The sequence below is a fragment of the Candidatus Nitrososphaera evergladensis SR1 genome, from assembly GCF_000730285.1.
GTDB lineage: Archaea > Thermoproteota > Nitrososphaeria > Nitrososphaerales > Nitrososphaeraceae > Nitrososphaera > Nitrososphaera evergladensis.
In genome coordinates this window covers 345,728-363,284 of sequence record NZ_CP007174.1, presented here as the reverse complement: position 1 = coordinate 363,284, position 17,557 = coordinate 345,728, and the positions used below count along the sequence as shown (strand labels likewise).

The 17,557-nt window shown below is 52.9% G+C and carries 24 protein-coding genes and 1 pseudogene; 11 read left to right on the top strand and 14 right to left on the bottom strand.

Going from position 1 to position 17,557, the window contains the following annotated elements:
* Positions 1–11: 11 nt before the first annotated feature.
* From NTE_RS01805 to NTE_RS01795, 4 genes are all read right to left on the bottom strand, one after another.
* Positions 12–551 (bottom strand): deoxycytidylate deaminase, encoded by a 540-nt coding sequence (locus tag NTE_RS01805; RefSeq protein WP_148701982.1) that lies wholly within the window; start codon positions 549–551, stop codon positions 12–14.
* A 38-nt stretch (positions 552–589) separates the two neighbouring features.
* On the bottom strand, positions 590–1,012 hold the full coding sequence (locus tag NTE_RS01800) for a hypothetical protein (protein ID WP_148699475.1): 423 nt from the start codon (positions 1,010–1,012) through the stop codon (positions 590–592).
* A gap of 162 nt (positions 1,013–1,174) precedes the next feature.
* Positions 1,175–1,303, bottom strand: a complete 129-nt coding sequence (locus NTE_RS17240; protein WP_264357933.1) for a hypothetical protein — start codon at positions 1,301–1,303, stop codon at positions 1,175–1,177.
* 334 nt (positions 1,304–1,637) lie between these two features.
* On the bottom strand, positions 1,638–2,720 hold the full coding sequence (locus tag NTE_RS01795) for a transcription initiation factor IIB (RefSeq protein WP_148699474.1): 1,083 nt from the start codon (positions 2,718–2,720) through the stop codon (positions 1,638–1,640).
* A gap of 161 nt (positions 2,721–2,881) precedes the next feature.
* On the opposite strand from NTE_RS01795, the gene NTE_RS16225 reads away from it, so the two are divergent.
* From NTE_RS16225 to NTE_RS01785, 3 genes are all read left to right on the top strand, one after another.
* The gene (locus NTE_RS16225) at positions 2,882–3,037 is read left to right on the top strand and encodes a hypothetical protein (protein WP_158384980.1); all 156 of its coding nucleotides are present in this window, start codon (positions 2,882–2,884) and stop codon (positions 3,035–3,037) included.
* Between the two features lie 248 nt (positions 3,038–3,285).
* Positions 3,286–5,010 carry a DNA polymerase/3'-5' exonuclease PolX gene (gene polX / locus NTE_RS01790; protein ID WP_148699473.1) on the top strand — a complete coding sequence of 575 codons (1,725 nt, stop codon included), beginning with the start codon at positions 3,286–3,288 and terminating at the stop codon, positions 5,008–5,010.
* Between the two features lie 39 nt (positions 5,011–5,049).
* Positions 5,050–5,613, top strand: a complete 564-nt coding sequence (locus tag NTE_RS01785; protein WP_148699472.1) for a hypothetical protein — start codon at positions 5,050–5,052, stop codon at positions 5,611–5,613.
* On the opposite strand, the gene NTE_RS01780 is transcribed toward NTE_RS01785, so the two are convergent.
* Positions 5,605–6,786, bottom strand: a complete 1,182-nt coding sequence (locus NTE_RS01780; RefSeq protein ID WP_148699471.1) for an NAD(P)/FAD-dependent oxidoreductase — start codon at positions 6,784–6,786, stop codon at positions 5,605–5,607. The two genes, NTE_RS01785 and NTE_RS01780, sit on opposite strands and share 9 nt — an antisense overlap.
* Positions 6,787–6,855: 69 nt before the next feature.
* On the opposite strand from NTE_RS01780, the gene NTE_RS16220 reads away from it, so the two are divergent.
* A complete protein-coding gene (locus tag NTE_RS16220; RefSeq protein WP_158384978.1) occupies positions 6,856–7,032 on the top strand; it encodes a hypothetical protein in 177 nt (58 codons plus the stop codon).
* Here the strand turns inward: NTE_RS16220 and NTE_RS01775 are convergent.
* Positions 7,029–7,772 carry an SDR family oxidoreductase gene (locus tag NTE_RS01775; protein WP_148699470.1) on the bottom strand — a complete coding sequence of 248 codons (744 nt, stop codon included), beginning with the start codon at positions 7,770–7,772 and terminating at the stop codon, positions 7,029–7,031. The two genes, NTE_RS16220 and NTE_RS01775, sit on opposite strands and share 4 nt — an antisense overlap.
* A gap of 328 nt (positions 7,773–8,100) precedes the next feature.
* Between NTE_RS01775 and NTE_RS01770 the strand changes: the two genes are divergently transcribed.
* Positions 8,101–8,604, top strand: a complete 504-nt coding sequence (locus NTE_RS01770) for a hypothetical protein (protein WP_148699469.1) — start codon at positions 8,101–8,103, stop codon at positions 8,602–8,604.
* 170 nt (positions 8,605–8,774) lie between these two features.
* The gene (locus NTE_RS01765; RefSeq protein ID WP_148699468.1) at positions 8,775–9,140 is read left to right on the top strand and encodes a TfoX/Sxy family protein; all 366 of its coding nucleotides are present in this window, start codon (positions 8,775–8,777) and stop codon (positions 9,138–9,140) included.
* An 18-nt stretch (positions 9,141–9,158) separates the two neighbouring features.
* Here the strand turns inward: NTE_RS01765 and NTE_RS01760 are convergent, their stop codons facing one another.
* The 3 genes from NTE_RS01760 to NTE_RS01750 all read right to left on the bottom strand — a co-directional run bounded on the left by NTE_RS01760 (position 9,159) and on the right by NTE_RS01750 (position 10,756).
* The gene (locus NTE_RS01760) at positions 9,159–9,734 is read right to left on the bottom strand and encodes a hypothetical protein (RefSeq protein WP_148699467.1); all 576 of its coding nucleotides are present in this window, start codon (positions 9,732–9,734) and stop codon (positions 9,159–9,161) included.
* 123 nt (positions 9,735–9,857) lie between these two features.
* A complete protein-coding gene (locus tag NTE_RS01755; RefSeq protein WP_148699466.1) occupies positions 9,858–10,148 on the bottom strand; it encodes a hypothetical protein in 291 nt (96 codons plus the stop codon).
* Between the two features lie 38 nt (positions 10,149–10,186).
* Positions 10,187–10,756, bottom strand: coding sequence for a DNA replication complex GINS family protein (locus NTE_RS01750; protein WP_148699465.1), 570 nt, complete (start codon positions 10,754–10,756; stop codon positions 10,187–10,189).
* Between the two features lie 138 nt (positions 10,757–10,894).
* Here NTE_RS01750 and glnA point away from each other — a divergent pair, with 138 nt between their 5' ends.
* Positions 10,895–12,301 carry a type I glutamate--ammonia ligase gene (gene glnA, locus NTE_RS01745; RefSeq protein ID WP_193354096.1) on the top strand — a complete coding sequence of 469 codons (1,407 nt, stop codon included), beginning with the start codon at positions 10,895–10,897 and terminating at the stop codon, positions 12,299–12,301.
* A gap of 138 nt (positions 12,302–12,439) precedes the next feature.
* Positions 12,440–13,456 (top strand): hypothetical protein, encoded by a 1,017-nt coding sequence (locus NTE_RS01740; protein WP_148699463.1) that lies wholly within the window; start codon positions 12,440–12,442, stop codon positions 13,454–13,456.
* A gap of 2 nt (positions 13,457–13,458) precedes the next feature.
* Here the strand turns inward: NTE_RS01740 and NTE_RS01735 are convergent, their stop codons facing one another.
* Together NTE_RS01735 and NTE_RS01730 are read right to left on the bottom strand one after the other, a co-directional pair.
* Positions 13,459–13,713, bottom strand: a complete 255-nt coding sequence (locus NTE_RS01735) for a hypothetical protein (RefSeq protein ID WP_148699462.1) — start codon at positions 13,711–13,713, stop codon at positions 13,459–13,461.
* 6 nt (positions 13,714–13,719) lie between these two features.
* On the bottom strand, positions 13,720–13,998 hold the full coding sequence (locus NTE_RS01730; RefSeq protein ID WP_148699461.1) for a peptidylprolyl isomerase: 279 nt from the start codon (positions 13,996–13,998) through the stop codon (positions 13,720–13,722).
* 88 nt (positions 13,999–14,086) lie between these two features.
* Between NTE_RS01730 and NTE_RS01725 the strand changes: the two genes are divergently transcribed.
* A complete protein-coding gene (locus NTE_RS01725; RefSeq protein ID WP_148699460.1) occupies positions 14,087–14,389 on the top strand; it encodes a hypothetical protein in 303 nt (100 codons plus the stop codon).
* Positions 14,390–14,501: 112 nt separating this feature from the next.
* Here the strand turns inward: NTE_RS01725 and NTE_RS01720 are convergent, their stop codons facing one another.
* Genes NTE_RS01720 through NTE_RS01710 form a run of 3 tightly spaced genes read right to left on the bottom strand, consistent with a single transcriptional unit; the run spans position 14,502 to position 16,689 of the window.
* Entirely contained in the window at positions 14,502–15,305 is an 804-nt protein-coding gene (locus NTE_RS01720) for an SIMPL domain-containing protein (protein ID WP_158384976.1), read from the bottom strand.
* Between the two features lie 58 nt (positions 15,306–15,363).
* Positions 15,364–15,957 carry an HD domain-containing protein gene (locus tag NTE_RS01715; protein WP_148699458.1) on the bottom strand — a complete coding sequence of 198 codons (594 nt, stop codon included), beginning with the start codon at positions 15,955–15,957 and terminating at the stop codon, positions 15,364–15,366.
* Between the two features lie 48 nt (positions 15,958–16,005).
* A complete protein-coding gene (locus tag NTE_RS01710) occupies positions 16,006–16,689 on the bottom strand; it encodes a hypothetical protein (RefSeq protein WP_148699457.1) in 684 nt (227 codons plus the stop codon).
* A gap of 253 nt (positions 16,690–16,942) precedes the next feature.
* Here NTE_RS01710 and NTE_RS17500 point away from each other — a divergent pair.
* Together NTE_RS17500 and NTE_RS01705 are read left to right on the top strand one after the other, a co-directional pair.
* Positions 16,943–17,134 (top strand): annotated as a pseudogene (locus NTE_RS17500) (DnaJ domain-containing protein); the annotation flags it as partial.
* Positions 17,135–17,557 (top strand): ferredoxin, encoded by a 423-nt coding sequence (locus tag NTE_RS01705; RefSeq protein ID WP_226987295.1) that lies wholly within the window; start codon positions 17,135–17,137, stop codon positions 17,555–17,557.

Below are 17,557 nucleotides of genomic sequence, written 5' to 3'. Positions count from 1 at the left end.
TTACAACTATATTATTTGCGGCTACTGCTAACTGCCTTAGCCGACGACTCGGGGTCCTGCGGGATGATGGTGAGCCAGGGACTTAGTTTTTCAGGGTTCAGCTTGACAAGCTCTACTCCTGCGTCACGCAGTAGCTGCGTCCCGTCCTCAGGATAATCTGCAATTACCACTATTCTCTTGATGCCGACGCTTATCGCCATCTTGCTGCATTCAATGCACGGTGCAAAAGTGGAATACAGGGTTGCACCCCGGGTGCTGCCGGCGTTTCCAAACATGGCGCACTGCATTATTGCGTTTGCCTCAGCGTGCGTGCACAGGCACCTGTCAAGGCTCTCGCCGGACTTGACCTCACCCCTGACCCGGGCAAGGCACCTTGGGCATCCGCCCTCAAAGCAATTCTTTATCCCCGGCGGGGTGCCGTTGTAGCCGGTCGCTATCTGCCTGTTTTCCTTGACAATGACTGCGCCGATGTGGCGCGTCAGGCAGTTTGAGCGGAGCTTGGCTATCTCGGCCTGCAGCATGAAATAGGTATCCCAGTCGGGCCTTTGCATCATGCGGTAGTTGGCAGGATTACTATAAAAGCTGTCGGCTAGATGCGCTTCTTTTTTCCAGCCGCCCTCTTCTTTGGCAGCCTGGAAATTATCGCATCGCATTCCTGTGCAAGATCCATTGCCCTTGCCATGTCGCCCTTTTTTGCGCCCCGCAGCTCAAGCGTATCGTCAAGCGCCCTGTGCGAGTTTATGTTGCGCAGCCTGTTGAACTCGTTTAGAACAGTGTAATCCTCGTCTGAAAGGTGGCGGTTTGAATGCAGGGCGTCAATGATATGCTTGAACTTGCGGTGCACCTGCACGTCTCCGTGTTTGTAAAAGTTGTTGAGCCTCTGCTCAAGGTATTCGTGCGCCAAAAGTATCGCTTCAAGCTGCAGGCCTTGGCCAAAGACCTGCCTGCAGTGCGCTAAAACGTCGTCTATCAAAATCCTGTGCCCTTCGTCTGCGTCCTGGTACGGCGGCATGTGTGCAGAGCAGCTGTGCCTGCCCATTGCCTTATAATATTACCTACCCAGAGGACTTTCTCTTGAGCCGCAGGCGCATCTCGTCGTCGAGCACTTTAGAGCATACAAGCCACGCGATAAAGGCTACGCCGGCAATGCCGGCGATTTCATAGGGTTCCATTTTTACTTGACCCTTGCCGCAGCGGCCGCTTGCAGAGCAGGTGCATCGCGCTTTGCGATCCTCCAGGCAGCTTCCATTGCCGCGAATGTCGCAATAAAGCCCATTGCCACGTATCCGATTGCTTCGATCATTTCGATCACGACATAATATTGCAAAGAACAGAGATTAACGATGCTCATAGCACGGACATAGGCGTCAGCGGGACTTTGTAGGAATCAAAAGCGCGTTGAATAATCAGCTTGTACAAATTGTATCAGCGGCGCTTTTGAGTAATAGCTATCGCTTATGATAGCGCAAAAAGGCGTATTATCAATGGTAAAATCGCATATCATATAACCGCTAGTAACGACTCACATGAACATGGGAAGTGGTCATTTACGGCATTTCCACCAAGTCCCATTTCCCATGTTCCTTTAGTATAATAATTAAGCATCAGTCTTTGACTGCTATATGTTCGCAAATTCTTTAATGTGCAATCACTGGCAAATGTCTCCACATATGCTGAGCTATCACGACAAGATATACAGAAACCGGCGCCAAAATGGATAGTAATGACGCATCAAAAACCAGTACCTTTCTTGACGTAATCAGTTTAACCAGCTCGGCATACCTGTTCCTTATCGTCACTTCTGTGACACCGGCAACTTCGGCAAGAAGTTTTTGGGTTCTCTCTTCATTGGTATTCTTGCAAACAAGATAGATAACCGAAGCCGCAAATCCGAGAGGGGACTTGCCAGTAGACACTCCGACAGACTCCAATGCATTTACGAGCTCAATTGCCTGCCTCTTTTTGGATTCGCTAACACCAACCATGTTTGCTATTTTGGTGACACATCTAGACATGGAAGTGACTGGGAGATTTTCGTTAAAGGTACGCAAGAGAAGCCTGTAGTCTTTTGAAAGCCGTCTGCGGTCAGTGTTACTAGCCTTAGCGACTTCGGCAAGGCTCCGCGGGGTTTCAGACTCTCGACATGCAAGATACACGGATGCCGCTGTAATCGATACGATGGTGCGCCCCTTTGTTAGGCCCAATTCGCTTGCCTTTCTGATAAAGTATGCAGACCTTTCAACCACCGCGTCTGGAAGGCCAAGGTTTTCACGGATCCCTTGAAGATAATGAAAGGCAGGCCTAAGCCCCTTTTCATGGGAATTCCTTATTCTCGAGTCCCAAACCTTGATTCTACCAAAATCGCGCAATTTTATGGAAGAACCTTCAGGCAGTGTGCCTGACACGTAGATCCTTCTGCCCATCTTTGTAGAGAATCCTTTGTTATTTTGCGATAAAGAATAACGGGGGCCGGTCCTCCTTCCGTCTTTAAAATCGTCAAAAAAGGTCCGGGCATCGTGCGCAAGATCCTCTTCTCGTTCAGCTAATACGACTCCGCAATAACCACAGACAATCTCTCCTGACTCTTGGTCGGATATCAACAGCTCGTTTCCGCATGCAAAGCAAACAAGAGTTGTTTGCATGGTGATGCATACAGTATAGCAGTACAGACCTATAAAGCAAGATTTTTTGAAATGTACTAGGTAGGGATCAGGATTCACTCCGCTTGCTTACGTACCCAAGAATTCTTTATCGCCGACGCCGAACGAAACTTCTGGCTATCGGCAACTAGGCTTTCCCCCCATATCGGAGTAAAGGTAAACTATGCGATGCGGGAAATACGGCTGAAGGCGGAATCTCGATCGATGATGAAACCTGCACCATGAAGACAAGCGCAAGCCTTGCCAAGCTCAATGGGTTGAAGACAGCAGACATTGACACTGCGGCCTCATTCATAGTGCAGGAAGACCCTGGCTACCCTGCAATCGAGAAATATGTCGATGGAGGATACACGCTGGCCAGACTTGGAGAGGAGTAGTAGTAGTCCACAGCACCACGCCGGCAAAGCTTGTACAGCCGCGGGCTCTATACACTCCCATTTTTCGTCTCTCTCTTTACAGTGGCACTTTGTGTGTGTGCAAGCTAGGGGTCATAATATTAATAGAATCTGAACGGCTCAGAGCTAGAAAGCCATCATCATTACCGTTCAGCAGTAACAGTGCCCGTATTTTCTGCAAGCTCACTGATAAACGTTAAGAACCATGCGCAGTAAGGTAGTATGATCACTTGAAAAACGGACAGGTTGCCAAGGCGCTGCGCGACATCGGCTTTCTGACAGAAGTCGAAGACGCCGAGAACGCCCAGTTCAAGTCTCGTGCATACTACAAAGCGGCGGACAGCATCGAGGTGCTAGAGCAGGATGTTGCGGATGTCTATGAAAAAGGAGGCATTAACGCGCTGCTAGAGCTGCCGGGCATCGGAAAGGCAATCGCTTCAAAAATTGAAGAGTACCTGACGACTGGCAGGATAAAGCACCTTGACGAGCTGAGGGAAAAGATCCCGATAGACATCAGCCAGCTTGGAGCAATAGAGGGCATCGGTCCAAAGACGCTCAAGGCCATCCACCAAAAGCTGGGGGTGACGGACCTAGCCGGCCTTGAAAAAGCCGCGCGCGAAGGCCGGCTAAAGACAGTACCGGGCATCACTGCAAGAAAAGAGCAGGACATCTTGAAGAAAATCGAGTTTACAAAAAAGAGCGGAGGAAGGAGCATAATAGGAGAAGTGTGGCCTCTTGCAAAAAAAATAGAGGCGCGCCTGAAAGGGCTAAAAGGTGTCAAGCTTGCGGCTCTTGCGGGCTCGGCGCGCAGGATGAAAGAGACAATAGGCGACCTTGACTATATCGTGTGCGCTTCCGAGCCGGAAAGCGTCATGGACTTTTTTGTGAAAATGCCGGAGGTCGAGGAGATAAAGAGCAGGGGGCCGGCCAAGGCGTTTGTGAGGCTTGCAGGCGGGATTGACTGCGACCTCTTGGCGGTGCCGGAGAAAAGCTGGGGCTCTGCGCTCTTGTATTTCACAGGGAACAAGGAGCACAACGTGGAGCTTCGCAGGATAGCGATTGCACGGGGCCTGCGCCTCAACGAGTGGGGCGTCTTTGAAAACAACGAGAAAATGGTAGCCGGCGCAAGCGAGGAGGATGTCTACAAGGCCCTGGGGCTTGCGTGGATAGCGCCAGAGATGAGGGAAAACGCCGGCGAGATAGACCTTGCCGCCAAAGGCAGGCTGCCAAGCCTGATAGAGTACGGCAGCCTAAAGGGAGACCTGCAAGTGCACAGCGACAACAGCGACGGCACGGCGACTATACAGGAGATGGCCCTTGCCGCCAAAGAGTTTGGCCTTGACTATATTGCCATTACCGACCACACGAAAAGCCTTGCGATGGCCGGCGGGCTTGACGAGCAGGAGCTTTTGGACCAGGCGCAGAAAATAGCAGAGCTCAACGATAAACTTGATAGCATCAGGGTGCTTTCCTCTGCAGAGGTCAACATTGGCAAGGACGGGTCACTTGATATTGCAAACAACGTACTTGACAAACTGGACATCGTAGGTGCCGCAATACATTCCCACTTTGGCCTGCCAATGGAGGAGCAGACTGCGCGCCTTGTAAATGCCGCAAAGAACCCAAGCGTCGACATCATCTTTCACCCGACTGGCCGGCTCATCAACAGGCGCGAGGGCTACCCCGTGGATATTTCCAAGCTGACAGACGTTGCAAGGGACACCAGCACTGCGCTAGAGATAGATGCCCACTACAACCGCCTTGACCTCAAGGACGAGTACGTCAGGATGGCCGTCAGAAAGGGCGTGAAACTGACGATAGACTCTGACGCGCACCACCCTGTGCACTATGCTTTTCTGCAGTTTGGCATAGGGCAGACCCGGCGCGGGTGGGCTACAGCCGCGGACGTCCTCAACACATTGCCGGCAGACAGGCTCCTAAAGGCGCTAAAGTAGCAAGTAAACGATATATCCCGAATTCATGTACGGTAGGCTGTGCGCTCGGCTCTGGAAAAGGACGATGACAGGCGGACGAGGAAGGTATTTCTGGCCGTCTTTTACGTCTGCGCCACGGCCATGGCATTGATAACGTTTTACGCCATGTACGTCAGCCTTGACGAGTACCAGAGGACTGGCAGCGTCATAATAGGCAAGGTGCTTGTCGACACAGAGTGGCCGGTTCCAGGAGTCGCCAAGCTTGTGACGTACCTCATGATAGTGTCGGTGGTCGCATGGTACTGCGTGGTCAGGCTTGGAGGCGATAAGGTAAGCGGGATGCCCAAGTGGATCAAGTCGATACTGCAGCTGGTGGTGCTCATGATAGCAGTTGTCGCGCTGTACGAGTTTGTGTACAACTTTATCGTGTGGAACTCACTTATCACCGCTGACGCGATAAAGGGTGTCTTGGACTTTGACAACAAGAGCGTCGAGTATCCCAACCCAGAGACGCCTTGGAACTTGGTGTTTGCGACCAAGATGTCCCTTGCAGCATTTCTCATAGCGGCTCACGGCTTTTACACCATGTCCAAGCCGAACAAGCGCGACCAGGTGCTACAGTAGCCACTCTTTTAGCCTGCTTCTCTCAAAGTCGTGCTTTTTCTCGTAGTTTTGCGCGGACGGAGGTTCCAGCCTCACCGCAGGACCGCCCTCGTGATAAAAGTCGGCCTCGACAAATCCGGCCATGTTGTTGCCCACTTCCATGAAGCAGAACCCCTGGCCGTTGTATGCTGCTGACGACGCCGGCGCGCCGTTGTTGTTTATTTCATCTATAATCTCTTGCGCCACGACCTTGGCCTGCCCCTCGGCAAATATTCCAGCCTTGGGCACCGTGACGGTTCCGGATTTTACCTCGGCAACGTCTCCTATTGCAAACACGCCCGGGTGGCCGGTGCGCAGAGAAAGCCTGTCGACTGGCACCCATTCTCCTGCTGCAGACGATGTCGTAAGGCTTGAGATCCTGACCACTTCAGGCGACCTGTGCGGAGGGACACCGGCGAGCACGTCGTACGCCGCCTTTTCACCACTCTCAAACTCTATCTCGTCATCCCTCACCACCTTTGGTTTGCAGTTTGGATGAAAGCCGATGTTGTAGCGGGCCATCATGTCCACTACTTCCTTGCTCACCTGCGGACCCACCACTGGAAGCGCTATTGGCGCCGGCACGTACATGTCCACCTGCACATTTTTGCGCGTGCCATTCTTTTCCAGGATGTCGCTTATTATCATGGCCGCCTCGTACGGGGCAGGAGGGCACTTGTATGGCATCCCCATCACCGATACCGCCACCCTCCCTTGCTTGAGCGCAAGCAGCTTTTCGCGCAACGGCTGCACCTGCTCTGCGTCATAGAGGTTGTAGCCCCGGCCAACAAACCCCTCTATTTTTTCAGGCACAAGCTCGCTTCCAAGCGCAACTACAAGATAATCATACTCTATCAAGCCGTGTTCTTTTGCCTGCACCCTCTTTGCTGAAACGTCGATCCTAATTGCCTCGTCGTTCAGGTATTCCATTCCTCTTGCATTTAGGCCGGCAAGCGGCGCCTGCGGCTCATCTGGCTTTCTGCTCCCGGTAAGTATCCACAGGTTGACAAGGCCCATCATGAACGATTTTTTCCTGTCAATTACAATCACGCGGTGGTCCCGGGAAAGGCCCTTTCGCAACGCGTTTGCGCAGGCAAGGCCGCCAAAGCCGGCGCCCAGAATGACTATTGTTGTTGTCACTTTTTGCTTGCCCATGCCAATAAACGATGAGCATGTGTCGGTAAAAACCTTTTAGCATAGCACATGCATTGAAATAATGGTACAATGAAAGAAGCGGCCGAAAAGATGCAGGAAGAAGAAAGAAATGCTGTTGCCGGCCGCTATACGTACGACGACGCGACTCTGGAAAAGCTGCAGCACCATTTTTCTAGCTACGACGACCTGTTAAGGTACATCAAGCGCTATGGTATGCACAGACACTTTGAACACAACTACGACTAGCGCTCCTGCGAAGTAGGCCGCAGCATTATCTCGTTTACATTGACATAATGAGGCGAGTCGACGGCAAACAGGATGGCGTTGGCAATGTCCTGCGCCTTTAGCGACTCCATCTGCTTTGTAGACTCGACGAATTTTGCAAGCGACGCGTCGGTGATGCTGTTGTTAAGCTCCGTGTCGACTACCCCCGGCTCGATGCATGTCACGCGGATGCCTGAGCGCTGGCTGAACTCCTGGCGCAGGCCCTCGCTAAACGCCGTGACGGCGTGTTTTGTAGCGCAATAGACGCTTCCCGCAGGAAAGACGACCCTGCCTGCGATTGAGGAAAGGTTGACGATGTGGCCTGATTTTTTGGCCATCATGTGCGGTATTGCCGCGGCGGTGCAATAGATCACGCCCTTCAGGTTGACGTCTATCATCCTGTCCCATTCGTCGACCTTCATGTTCTTGAAAAACGACAGCGGCATCAAACCCGCGTTGTTGACAAGTATGTCGACTGTGCCCCACTCTTTGACCACCGCGTCGACAAAGGCGTCGCACTCTGGTTTTTTTGTGACGTCCAGCTTTTGTACAAACGCCTCGCCTCCTGCCTTTTTAATCTCGGCTTTCAGAGCGTCAAGCTTGTCCGTGCGCCTTGCGCCTCCGGCAACCTTGGCGCCGGCTTTTGCCAGCGCAAGCGCTGTTGCTTGCCCGATGCCGCTGCTTGCGCCTGTAACTATTGCAACCTTGCCCTTTATCGTCATATAATGTGGATGCTATGATGCATGATTGTCATAATATGTGTGTTAGCCCAAGGCTTTTTACAAAATACGGCCACCCTATACAGGCGCGGCGACTCTAAAAAGTTGCGCGTGTGTAGTTCTTGCGATCGGTAGTCACAAATTGATACTATGTGATTGCGAACTGACGCCGTGCGCCTTTTCATTGGTAATAGCCGCCAATGCAGTTTAGCCTTTTGAATATTGCACTTTTATCGACAGATATTACAATTCTGGCTTTCTTTCTTTCTATTTTATAGATAATTTAGTTACTTGTATTGATAAATATACAACTGAACAACACTGACTTGCCATGAACACGAAACAAACTTACACGATCGCAGGCATATCGGCTATCGCAGCAGTCATTATTTTTGGCGCTGTTGCAGCCTCCCAGAAAAACGTGCAGGCACAAGTAAATCAGAACGAACTTTTTGTGGCGCAAAAGACTGGCGAATCCGCGCCCGACCCTCTGCCAGGACACTCTATGCACCAAGCCGTGCTTGCCGTGCCACCAAGGGACGACGGCAGGATATGGGACGGCGACGTCACGTGGACAGCATCCCAGCCTGTGGAGATAGTGGTATTGCACGTGTACAACAGCACAGGTGCTGACGATGCACACGGCGAACCGCTGAACGCGCCATTTGGAAACGGCAAGGTTGCAATTTCGCTCTACAAAGAAGCCAGCAACACCCCTGCAGCCGGCGGATCGACGCATTTTACCGGGTCAGCGCTTGCTTTCCACACGCTTAGCGGCAAGCCCTTTACCGTAACGTACTCTGTCAAGGCCACCGCGCTAGAGCCAAGCAGTTAAGACCGGCCGGCCCTTTCTCTTTATTTTTTTGTGCGGCATTTTACAAATAAAAACATCATTATGGCTGGATCCAAGTGTCGCCCAAGGCCAAGATTGCAAAACAGAAAATCTATTACGATCCCCGCGAATTACCAAAGCGTTCGGGATAGGATATGATGATGTCGTAAAATATGGGTTACAATGAAAACCTTGCAGAGAAGCTTCGCATCTTGCTTGCAAGCCGCAGCAAAAAAGACTATAGCGAGAAAAAGATGTTTGGCGGGCTGTCGTTCATGATTGGCGGCAAGATGTGCGTAGGAATACTCAACGACGACCTTGTGCTGCGCGTTGGAGCCGAGCGAAACGACGAGGCGCTGGCGCTGCCCCATGCAAGGCCGATGGACTTTACAGGCAAACCGATGAAGGGTTTTGTCTATGTCGGCCCCGGCGGCTGGCAAAAGGACGCGATATTGCTAAAGTGCGTCGAAATGGGCATAGATTACGTTTCTTTGTTGCCGGCAAAAAAGCGCAAAAAAAAGGCGCAGCAAAAAAAATGAGTCGAGGAACGGAGCTAACTAGCGCCCCTGTTCCTGCTCCTGCTCTCCCAGAATTTCGCCAGACGAAGTCGCTATTCTGCCAATGAACCCCAGTACCCCTCCAAAGACTATGTGCAGCGCAAGCGAGCCTGCAAGGATTGTAGTTGAAAGCGTGAGCAGCTTTTCTGCAAGCTGGAACATAGGTGCCTGCGGCCCTTGCGCGACTATGCCCTGCAGCATCGGCTGCACCAAGCCAAAGTTCAGCGGAAGGAACAGGATTGCCCACACCACTATGCCGGTGATGACGCCAGTCGCAAGGCCCTTGGGTACGGACCTGATGTACAGCTTTTTCACCGAATTGGAGATTATCATGTAGATTATGCCTATCACCGTGGCAGTTATCATGTGCATGAGAAAGCCCAGGTAGACATCTGCAGAAGGCCCCTGCCCAAGGGCCATTCCTATCATCTTGTAAAATGTGCCCGGCGGAGTTACCAGAGTCGCGTCCACTGCCAGAATCAGCCCAAATATAGCCCACGCGGCGGCCTGGCCTGCAGCTATGCCGGCCTTGACAGAGTCAATGAGGGTTGCCGAATTGATCCTTACTAACTGCATATAGAGTCTATACGTATTTCAAATATTTTAGGGTACTTACTAGATTATTTGTAATATGTTACAGACAATTTGGACGTAACAAAGTTTTATCAATAAATAACCAACAAATGTGTAAAAATTTTATCAGGTGCTCTTTTGCTCTTCCTCTGCAGGCTGGACCTTTTGCTTTCTTGCCATGAACAAGAGCAGCGCGCCAAACATCGCAAGCAGGATGGCAATGCCCTGGCCGCCCCCAAGCGGGATGAACGCAATATAGGCGATAGAGAACGCAAAGCACACGAACGCCTGTATCAGGTAGACGTACAGCTGGCGCAGGCCGGTCTTTTTGGCGGCTATGCCTATCGCAAAGAACGCGGCAGTCGGGTAAATGGTGTATAGCACAAAGTCGACAATGTCAACGCCGTTGTGCGTCAATTGTGGAGTAAACTATGCAAATTGGGTATTTAATTTTATTACAGCAGCCGGGCGTGCACCTGCACTGCCGCGCCTGCTTCTATGAACGAGCGCGCATTTTCAAGCGGTAGCGTGGCTACGTCCTCCTGCTGGAACGGCCCGTATTTTGTCATGTCCACCCCTACAAACTGCTCCTGCGCCTTGACAAAGCGCACGACGATGCGCTTTTCACGTACGCGTCCAGATATTGCCTCAAGCACCTTTGGCCTGCCCTTCGTGGTCGCTGCAACTACCTCATCCAGCCTGCCGGCGGCCTCTTGCTCGCCGTCAAGGACGTATTTCTCCTCGTCAGTCAGCCTCGAATAGTCAAGAGGTTCCGATCCTTCTTCGTGCACCTTGCGCTGGCGCACCTCGAAAAGCAGCCTTGCAGAAGCGGAAAGGAGCTCGACCATGCGATCCCGGACCTTTGCCTCGACGCCCTCAAACCCCTGGCCCTTCAGGCTGCCAAGAGACGTGGCGACCTTTTGGTAGGTGTCCGGCTCGATCTGCTGGAGCGCAGGATTTTCTATCTCTTTTTTGAGAAGCTCGTAAATGTACTTGAGGGAGATGTCGTTCTCGTTTTCGCTCATTTTTTTGGTCGCCAACTATTGGCATGGAAGCCTTAAATTATAGGGTTCGCGTGTCCTACTGGAAGAGAGGTTAGCTGGTTGCCTTATAAATTAATTGACGGTAAGATAGTCCCGTTAACATTTACTGCCGAAGAAGTTATGAAGCGCCTGAAGGAGGACAAGATAAAATTCATTGACCTCCAGTTCACCGGCCTCTTTGGCAGGTTCCACCACACCACGATGGACGCCAAGATGTTCCGCATTGAGGATTTCGCCGACGGCCTCCCCAAGGTCGACGGCTCGTCGATCCGGGGCTTTACTGAAATCCACGAATCCGACCTCATAATCAGGCCGGACCCCGCCACGTATGCGACCATCCCGTGGATAGAGCAGGCTCCCACCGCAAGGCTCATCTGTGACATTTTGAGCGGCGGAGAAAAGCGGGACATTTTTCCTCGCGACCCCCGCGGCCTTGCAAAAAAGGCGGAAAAATACTGCAGCCAGCAAGGTTATGATACTTCGTACTGGGGCCCGGAAGTCGAGTTTTTCGTGTTTGACAAGCTAGAGGTAAACACTATGACTCCGTACCAGGGGCAGAGCTACCACATCACGTCAAGGGAGGCCCCCTGGTCAAGCGACAACGTCGGCTACGCCCTGCGCCTGAAGGACGGATATTTGCCAAGCGCGCCCGGCGACACGCTCATGGAATACCGCAACCAGTGCGTCGACGTGCTTACCAACAACTTTGGCATAGTCTGCGACGCGCACCACCACGAGGTGGCCACAGCCGGGCAGTGCGAGATAGACATCCGCTTTGACACTCTCGTGAACGCGGCCGACAGCGTCCAGAGCTACAAGTACATAGTAAAGAACATCGCGCAAAAGCGCAGCATGATGGCGACTATGATGCCAAAGCCCATTGCGCTTGACAATGGCTCGGGCATGCACGTAAACGTCAGCCTCTGGAACAAGGGCAAGAACCTCTTTTACGATGCAGACGACGACTACGCGGAAATGTCGCAGACCGCGCGCTATTTCGGCGGAGGCATCATGGAGCACGCGCAGGCCCTTGCCTCCATAGTTGCGCCCACCACCAACTCGTATCGCAGGCTCGTGCCCGGCTACGAGGCGCCCGTGTACGTGGCGTGGAGCACCGGCAACCGCTCTGCGATAATCAGGATCCCGGCGCACTACAAGGGCCAGAAATTCTCTGCGATGAAGAGGATAGAGTTCCGCGCGCCAGACCCGTCATGCAACCCGTACCTTGCGTTCTGCGCAATCATGGCCGCCGGCCTTGACGGCATCAGGAAAAAGCGCGACATTGGCGACCCTATAAACGAGGACATTTTCAAGATGGCTCCAAAGCGCAGGCGCGAGCTTGGCATCACGCAGCTGCCGGCGTCGCTGCGCCAGGCGTACGAGGCGCTTGAAAGCGACAGCGCGTTCCTCAAGCCGATATTTGACGACGCGACTATTGAAAAGATAATCGAGCACGAGGAAAGGGAGAACGTCGAAGTCTCGGTGAGGCCCCACCCCCACGAATTTGCGCTGTACGCCGACGTATAGATGCATTACTCACCTCAAGGGAGCCCCAAAAGTACATCCCCAAGATGAAGGCGCGCGTGAGACGCGCCCAAAATCTTGCCAAAAACAAGCGATAAGAAAACGTCGCGCCAATACACATGTACCGTGAAACAACATGCGATGATTTCAGCCGCGGTTGCAGCAGTTCTTTTTGCAGGCCTTGCATCGTCGCAGGCGGCACATGCAAACCAGATGGACGCGCTCTTGCTTCCCGCGCAGGACAGCTCACAGGTGCACTTTACGGCGTTCCGCACAATCGAGCTGCGCTACCCCGAGGCAAGCGCGCTTGCCAAGACGCTTGCCGGCAAGGGCGAGAGGCTGGAATTTTCCGTGCAGGGCAAGGACGCGCAGGCAGTAGTCGACGCGCTGAACAGGGCGGCCCGTGAGAGGGCAAGCCTGCTTGTGCTTGAAAACGCGACTGTAAACTATGCAGCAACGCTAAAGGACTATGCAGACAGGGCGCAGATATCGTACAGGGTAGACATCAAGGCGCAGATATCAAAATACGTGTTGCAAAAAGAGCAGGACAGCAAGCCTGCAATCCTCGACCTTGCATGGCGCAACCTGTCCGTGCAGGGCCCGGTTACTGTTGCAGCGGCAGGTCATGGCGAAGTAATAAATATCAACCAGCCAGTCGGCGCGCTTGCCGCAATTGTACCTGAACTTGCAGACAAGCTCTTGGCTGCAGAAGCAAGCAAGAAGATAATGCAGGACCCTATCCTTGACTTTGGCCGGTTTAACCTGCCGATGCAGCAGTGGCACTTTCTCTTTGACGTGACAGGCGAGCAACTGAAGAACTATGGCGTGTTCAGGCCGGGCGAGGGCGAGACGGTATCGGTGTTTTCGATAGGCGAGAGCAGCTTTCGCGAAGGCGTGTACGTGCCAAAAGAGATGGACGCCACGATTGACGTAGACGGTGCGCAGGTAAAGATGCACGCAAGCACTCCCCCGCCAAGCGGGCAGGTGACCGTCGCCGGCTATGCCAAGGCAGAGGAGCAGAACGGCGTCGAGTACGTGACTTCAAGCAGCAAGCACACGGTGGTGCCGGCGCTCGGCTTTCAGCTGCAGGTGCTGATGGCCCTTGGAGGCATGATGGGCGCAATAGCGGTGTTTGTGCTGCTTAAAGCGCGGCGCTAGCACTAGTACTTCCACTCCGAAGCGATGCCGTTCCACCACGCCCGGTACGGCCGGGCGTCGGCCCCTATCTCGCCCTGTATGCGGTTTTCAATCGCAAAGAACATGTTTTCCATCGCATCCGCGCCACCGTCGGCGGCAAGCTCCCTGCCTATCTCGGCGACGCGCCCCTTTTTGCTTGCAATGTCAGAAGTCGCAGACGGGTTTTGGATGCAGAACGTGAGCAAGTCGTACAGCTCCTCTTCCAGATAGGCGTCCAAACTACACTAGTCCACCCGCTTGATGATATGGTAGCCAAACTCGGTCTTGACTGGTTCTGACAGCTGTCCCTTTTCCAGCTTGAACGCTGCCTCTTCAAAGGGCTTGACCATCACCCCCTTTGCAAAATAACCCAAGTCACCGCCGCGCTTGCCAGATCCCCTGTCCTGCGACAGCTCTTGCGCCAGCTTGGAAAAGCTCTCGCCCTTTTTCAGCCGCTCAAGGACGGCCAAAGCCTCGCTCTGCTTCTGGACAAGTATGTGTGAACACTTGATCTTGTTTGACATTTTGCAGCAGGAAACAGGCGTACGGCAGGAATTAACCTTTGCTCCATATACCCGAAATCATGATATAATCGTCAGCAGGCGTAAACCTATGTCAGAAGACACGTCTCCGGCCGCGTCAAACGAGGCAATCCCTTTTCCCACGCTTACAATCCTGTACCTGCCGGCCGAAGCGGCAGCTGTAGTCGAGGACGTGAGCCAGAAATACCCCAACATGACCATTGAGGACTGCACCGGCTTTTTCCACGGAGGCCAGCGGATTTACAAGAAGGTGACGATATGGAGCCAGGGCATAGACAGCCTGTGGATGGACGCGGTGATCGCAAGGACAAAAGAGCTTGCATCAGTGCAGTTCGTCAACGTTGTTTCCGGTGGCATGATGCACATACTGTAGTAGAGAGATGCCTGAGCAGCGCGCATTCATCATATATAGATAATGAAAGATAATAAAAAAAAGCAGGACGCCAGAGAGAGAGGAGGGTGCCTCTCTCTGTGTGTGAGGGCTTTTAACTTATTATGTATATCACGCTGACGCTTGCCGAGATTTCCTGCGCGCCTACCACTATTGGCGTCCCGGACGGGCCAAGCCGGGCTTGCGCCGCATAGAGCGGGCCGGGAATATACCCAGAGTCGATTGAAACTATGCTCTGCACACCTGTTATCTGCACTCCAAGTTTTGCGGCTATCGTGTCGGCCTTGGCCCTTGCGTTGTCTATGGCGTTTTCAAGCAGGTCGGACTGGATCTTGGCTAGCTGCTCGTTTGAGAACACAAACTGGACGTTGTCGACCCTGTTTGCACCTGCCTGCACGGCGGCGTCAATCCAAGAAGACACGTTACCCGTATTTGCGCTTGACACGGTAAGCGAGTTGGTCACAGTGTAGCCCTGAAGCGACTGGACGTTTCCAGTCTGGGTATAGTTGTAGATGGGAAAGATGTTGAAATACGCCGTGCTGGTCTCGTTCTTTTGCACTCCTACTTCTTCTAATGCGGCAAGGACTTTGTTCATGGCGTCAGAGTTCCTTTCAAGGGCCGCCGCGGCCGTGGCATCCCTTGTCTCGACTGCAAACGTGACGATGGCCCTATCGGGAATCGCCTTTGTAGAAGCCGTGCCAGAGACTAGGATCGTGTGTTCGAGAGTGGTGAAGTTCTGCGGCGGTTGCGGCGGTGGAGGAGGTGGCGGCGACGGAACGGGAGCGATTTGGGCAAACGCGTTGCTGCCGTAAAGAAGGTGGCTTGTTGCAAGTACAGCTGCTGCTATTGCTGCCAGCTGTATAGCAAGCATGCTGCTTTTTCCTAAAGGTGCAAACATGTACAGCATAAGGTAAGATTCGTGATAAGCCTTTTGAAAAAAAATTCTATAGCCCTCGTCACTTGATCTCGTACAGCGCGACCGACAGCTTGAAGGCAAGGCGCTCGTCGGTTGCCTGCGCAAGCGGCACGGCGTGTCTTTGCGCCTCTTCCTTGAAGCGCAAGGCGCTGTCGCGGTAGGCGTGATTCTTCATCGACCTTGCAGTGTCGAGCCTGTCTGCAAGCTTGACGCAGCGCGCCTCTTTTGGGCTCTTGGCAAGCTTTGCAAAGTATTCGCCCAGGATTTTGTCGCGCTCGTCTCCCTGCTGCTGGCGCGTTGGCCGGGGCTCTGCCACGGCGCGCACCATCTCGGCAACTCTGTCGCCGCATTCTTCCCTCACCTCCTGTTCTTGCACGCCTTCCAGCGCGTCGTGCAAGAGCGCAGCGGAAGCAATGTCAACGTCGCGCATCTGCAATTCCTCTGAAAGTATGAGCGCAGTCCGGAGCGAGTGGTTCACGTGCGGCTCCTTGTTGTCTATGACGTGGCCCTTGTGGGCCTTGGTCGCAAGGGCAAAGGCCCTTGTCAGCTTGACGACCTCGTCTGTGTTACCCTCAAAATGCTTCAAAAGGCGCGCAAAGCCGGCCTTGGTGAAATCGTCGAAACTCTGTTCCACGCCTGTGAAGAGTGTACTGACCCTTTATAATGTGATTCGGCGACATCATCAGCTGGTGCACCATGGCCGGGTTTCGTTTTGAGCAAAGAATGGTTGCCACGTTGCAGGGTTGCCCTCGTCGGTGTTTGGCCCGTGGATCTTGCAGGTCGCTAGGTGGGCCCATTCGTGGTTTATGACTTCTGAATTATAGTCTGCTACCGCGTAGCCCTTGTCTATCCACGCCTTGCCCAGAAGGAGGCTGTAGTCAAAAGTGGACGGGATATTTGAATACAACCTCAGCCAGAGATTCCACTCCCACTGGTCAGAGACAAGCGAGGTTTGAGCGTTCTTGCTATTGTTGTTACTTGCGGCCCTTGGAGAAGAAAGGTCGTAGACAAAGATCAGCATGTCTTTTGGATAAGCCACCCTCGCCTTTTCCACGGTGCGGTCCAGAGTAAGCAGGCTGACGTGCGGAAAACAAACCACATCAAGCGATGAATTGTTGGTATAAGAATAATACCCGTACTTGTTTAGCGTTATGCTCTGCTGGAGCTCCCATGCGCTTTTGTCCGTGCACGACGGCTTGGTGATAAACACACGCGTATGGATGGCTCCATCATCATTATTGTTGTTATCGTCTTGCTTCTCCTCTTCCGCAACCGCATTATTACTTGGCGGGACGGAGGCCAAAATCCCTATCAACAGCATTGACGTGACTAGTACTGCTATCGTGCTTGCTTTTTTATTGAGCATGTATGCCTTCCAAGCAGGCAGAGGCCAAAATTATCCGGGTGTATGTTTAGCCGAACGAGCAACAACCAGGGCAAGTCAATAGGCACTGGGCGGCAGCAACAAGGGACACAAGGGCACAATTACAGACATGTACGTGTGTGTCTTTTTTTACACGGCTAGAGGCATGGTTTTACAGTACGACCCATAAAAGACATAATAATGCTAAAATACACACTTGCTTCAGGTTTTGGCCGACAACAAGGGTTACTACGCCATTCTTGGGGTGCCAGAGAGGGCAAGCCAGCTTGAGATCAAAAAGGCATACAGGCGCCTTGCAAGGAAATACCATCCTGACAGGAACGGCACGGTACACGCCGAGGACATGATCAAAAAGATAAACGCGGCATACGAAGTTTTATCAGACATCCACAAGCGCGAGCAGTACGACAAATCAAGCTTTGGCGACGTGGTCGAGCAAGAGGCGCACGTGCAACAAGAGGAGGAGCCGCGGCATGTGCAAGAACAAGAAGAGCATGCAGCTGCTACAGAGTACTACGCGGCAGAGCAGCAACAACATGCAAGGGCGAAAAAGTCTGAAGCAAAAAAGGATACCAGTGACTATTACTACGGTGGACCCACGTACATCGAGACGCCAAAGAGCAGGTTCCACATCATTGTCGAGCCGTCGCTGTGCATGGCGTTTGGCAGTTGCGAGACGCTTGCGCCAAAGGTGTTTGTCGTGGAAAAGAACAAGCGCGTAAACCCAAAGGCAAGGGTCGAATCAGAGGTGGGCGCCGATTACGAGACAATACACGCGGCGGCGCAGATGTGCCCCACAAAGGCCATCAGGATAATTGACCGGTACACCGGCGAGCAGCTCTTCCCGTGA

Coding starts and splice junctions, on each gene's coding strand:
- NTE_RS01805 (WP_148701982.1), bottom strand. CDS start 551: ATGCAAAGGCCCGACTGGGATACCTATTTCATGCTGCAGGCCGAGATA.
- NTE_RS01800 (WP_148699475.1), bottom strand. CDS start 1,012: ATGCCGCCGTACCAGGACGCAGACGAAGGGCACAGGATTTTGATAGAC.
- NTE_RS17240 (WP_264357933.1), bottom strand. CDS start 1,303: ATGATCGAAGCAATCGGATACGTGGCAATGGGCTTTATTGCGACATTC.
- NTE_RS16225 (WP_158384980.1), top strand. CDS start 2,882: ATGAAGACAAGCGCAAGCCTTGCCAAGCTCAATGGGTTGAAGACAGCA.
- NTE_RS01780 (WP_148699471.1), bottom strand. CDS start 6,786: ATGGGCAAGCAAAAAGTGACAACAACAATAGTCATTCTGGGCGCCGGC.
- NTE_RS16220 (WP_158384978.1), top strand. CDS start 6,856: ATGAAAGAAGCGGCCGAAAAGATGCAGGAAGAAGAAAGAAATGCTGTT.
- NTE_RS01775 (WP_148699470.1), bottom strand. CDS start 7,772: ATGACGATAAAGGGCAAGGTTGCAATAGTTACAGGCGCAAGCAGCGGC.
- NTE_RS01770 (WP_148699469.1), top strand. CDS start 8,101: ATGAACACGAAACAAACTTACACGATCGCAGGCATATCGGCTATCGCA.
- NTE_RS01765 (WP_148699468.1), top strand. CDS start 8,775: ATGGGTTACAATGAAAACCTTGCAGAGAAGCTTCGCATCTTGCTTGCA.
- NTE_RS01760 (WP_148699467.1), bottom strand. CDS start 9,734: ATGCAGTTAGTAAGGATCAATTCGGCAACCCTCATTGACTCTGTCAAG.
- NTE_RS01750 (WP_148699465.1), bottom strand. CDS start 10,756: ATGAGCGAAAACGAGAACGACATCTCCCTCAAGTACATTTACGAGCTT.
- glnA (WP_193354096.1), top strand. CDS start 10,895: ATGAAGCGCCTGAAGGAGGACAAGATAAAATTCATTGACCTCCAGTTC.
- NTE_RS01740 (WP_148699463.1), top strand. CDS start 12,440: ATGATTTCAGCCGCGGTTGCAGCAGTTCTTTTTGCAGGCCTTGCATCG.
- NTE_RS01730 (WP_148699461.1), bottom strand. CDS start 13,998: ATGTCAAACAAGATCAAGTGTTCACACATACTTGTCCAGAAGCAGAGC.
- NTE_RS01725 (WP_148699460.1), top strand. CDS start 14,087: ATGTCAGAAGACACGTCTCCGGCCGCGTCAAACGAGGCAATCCCTTTT.
- NTE_RS01720 (WP_158384976.1), bottom strand. CDS start 15,305: ATGTTTGCACCTTTAGGAAAAAGCAGCATGCTTGCTATACAGCTGGCA.
- NTE_RS01710 (WP_148699457.1), bottom strand. CDS start 16,689: ATGCTCAATAAAAAAGCAAGCACGATAGCAGTACTAGTCACGTCAATG.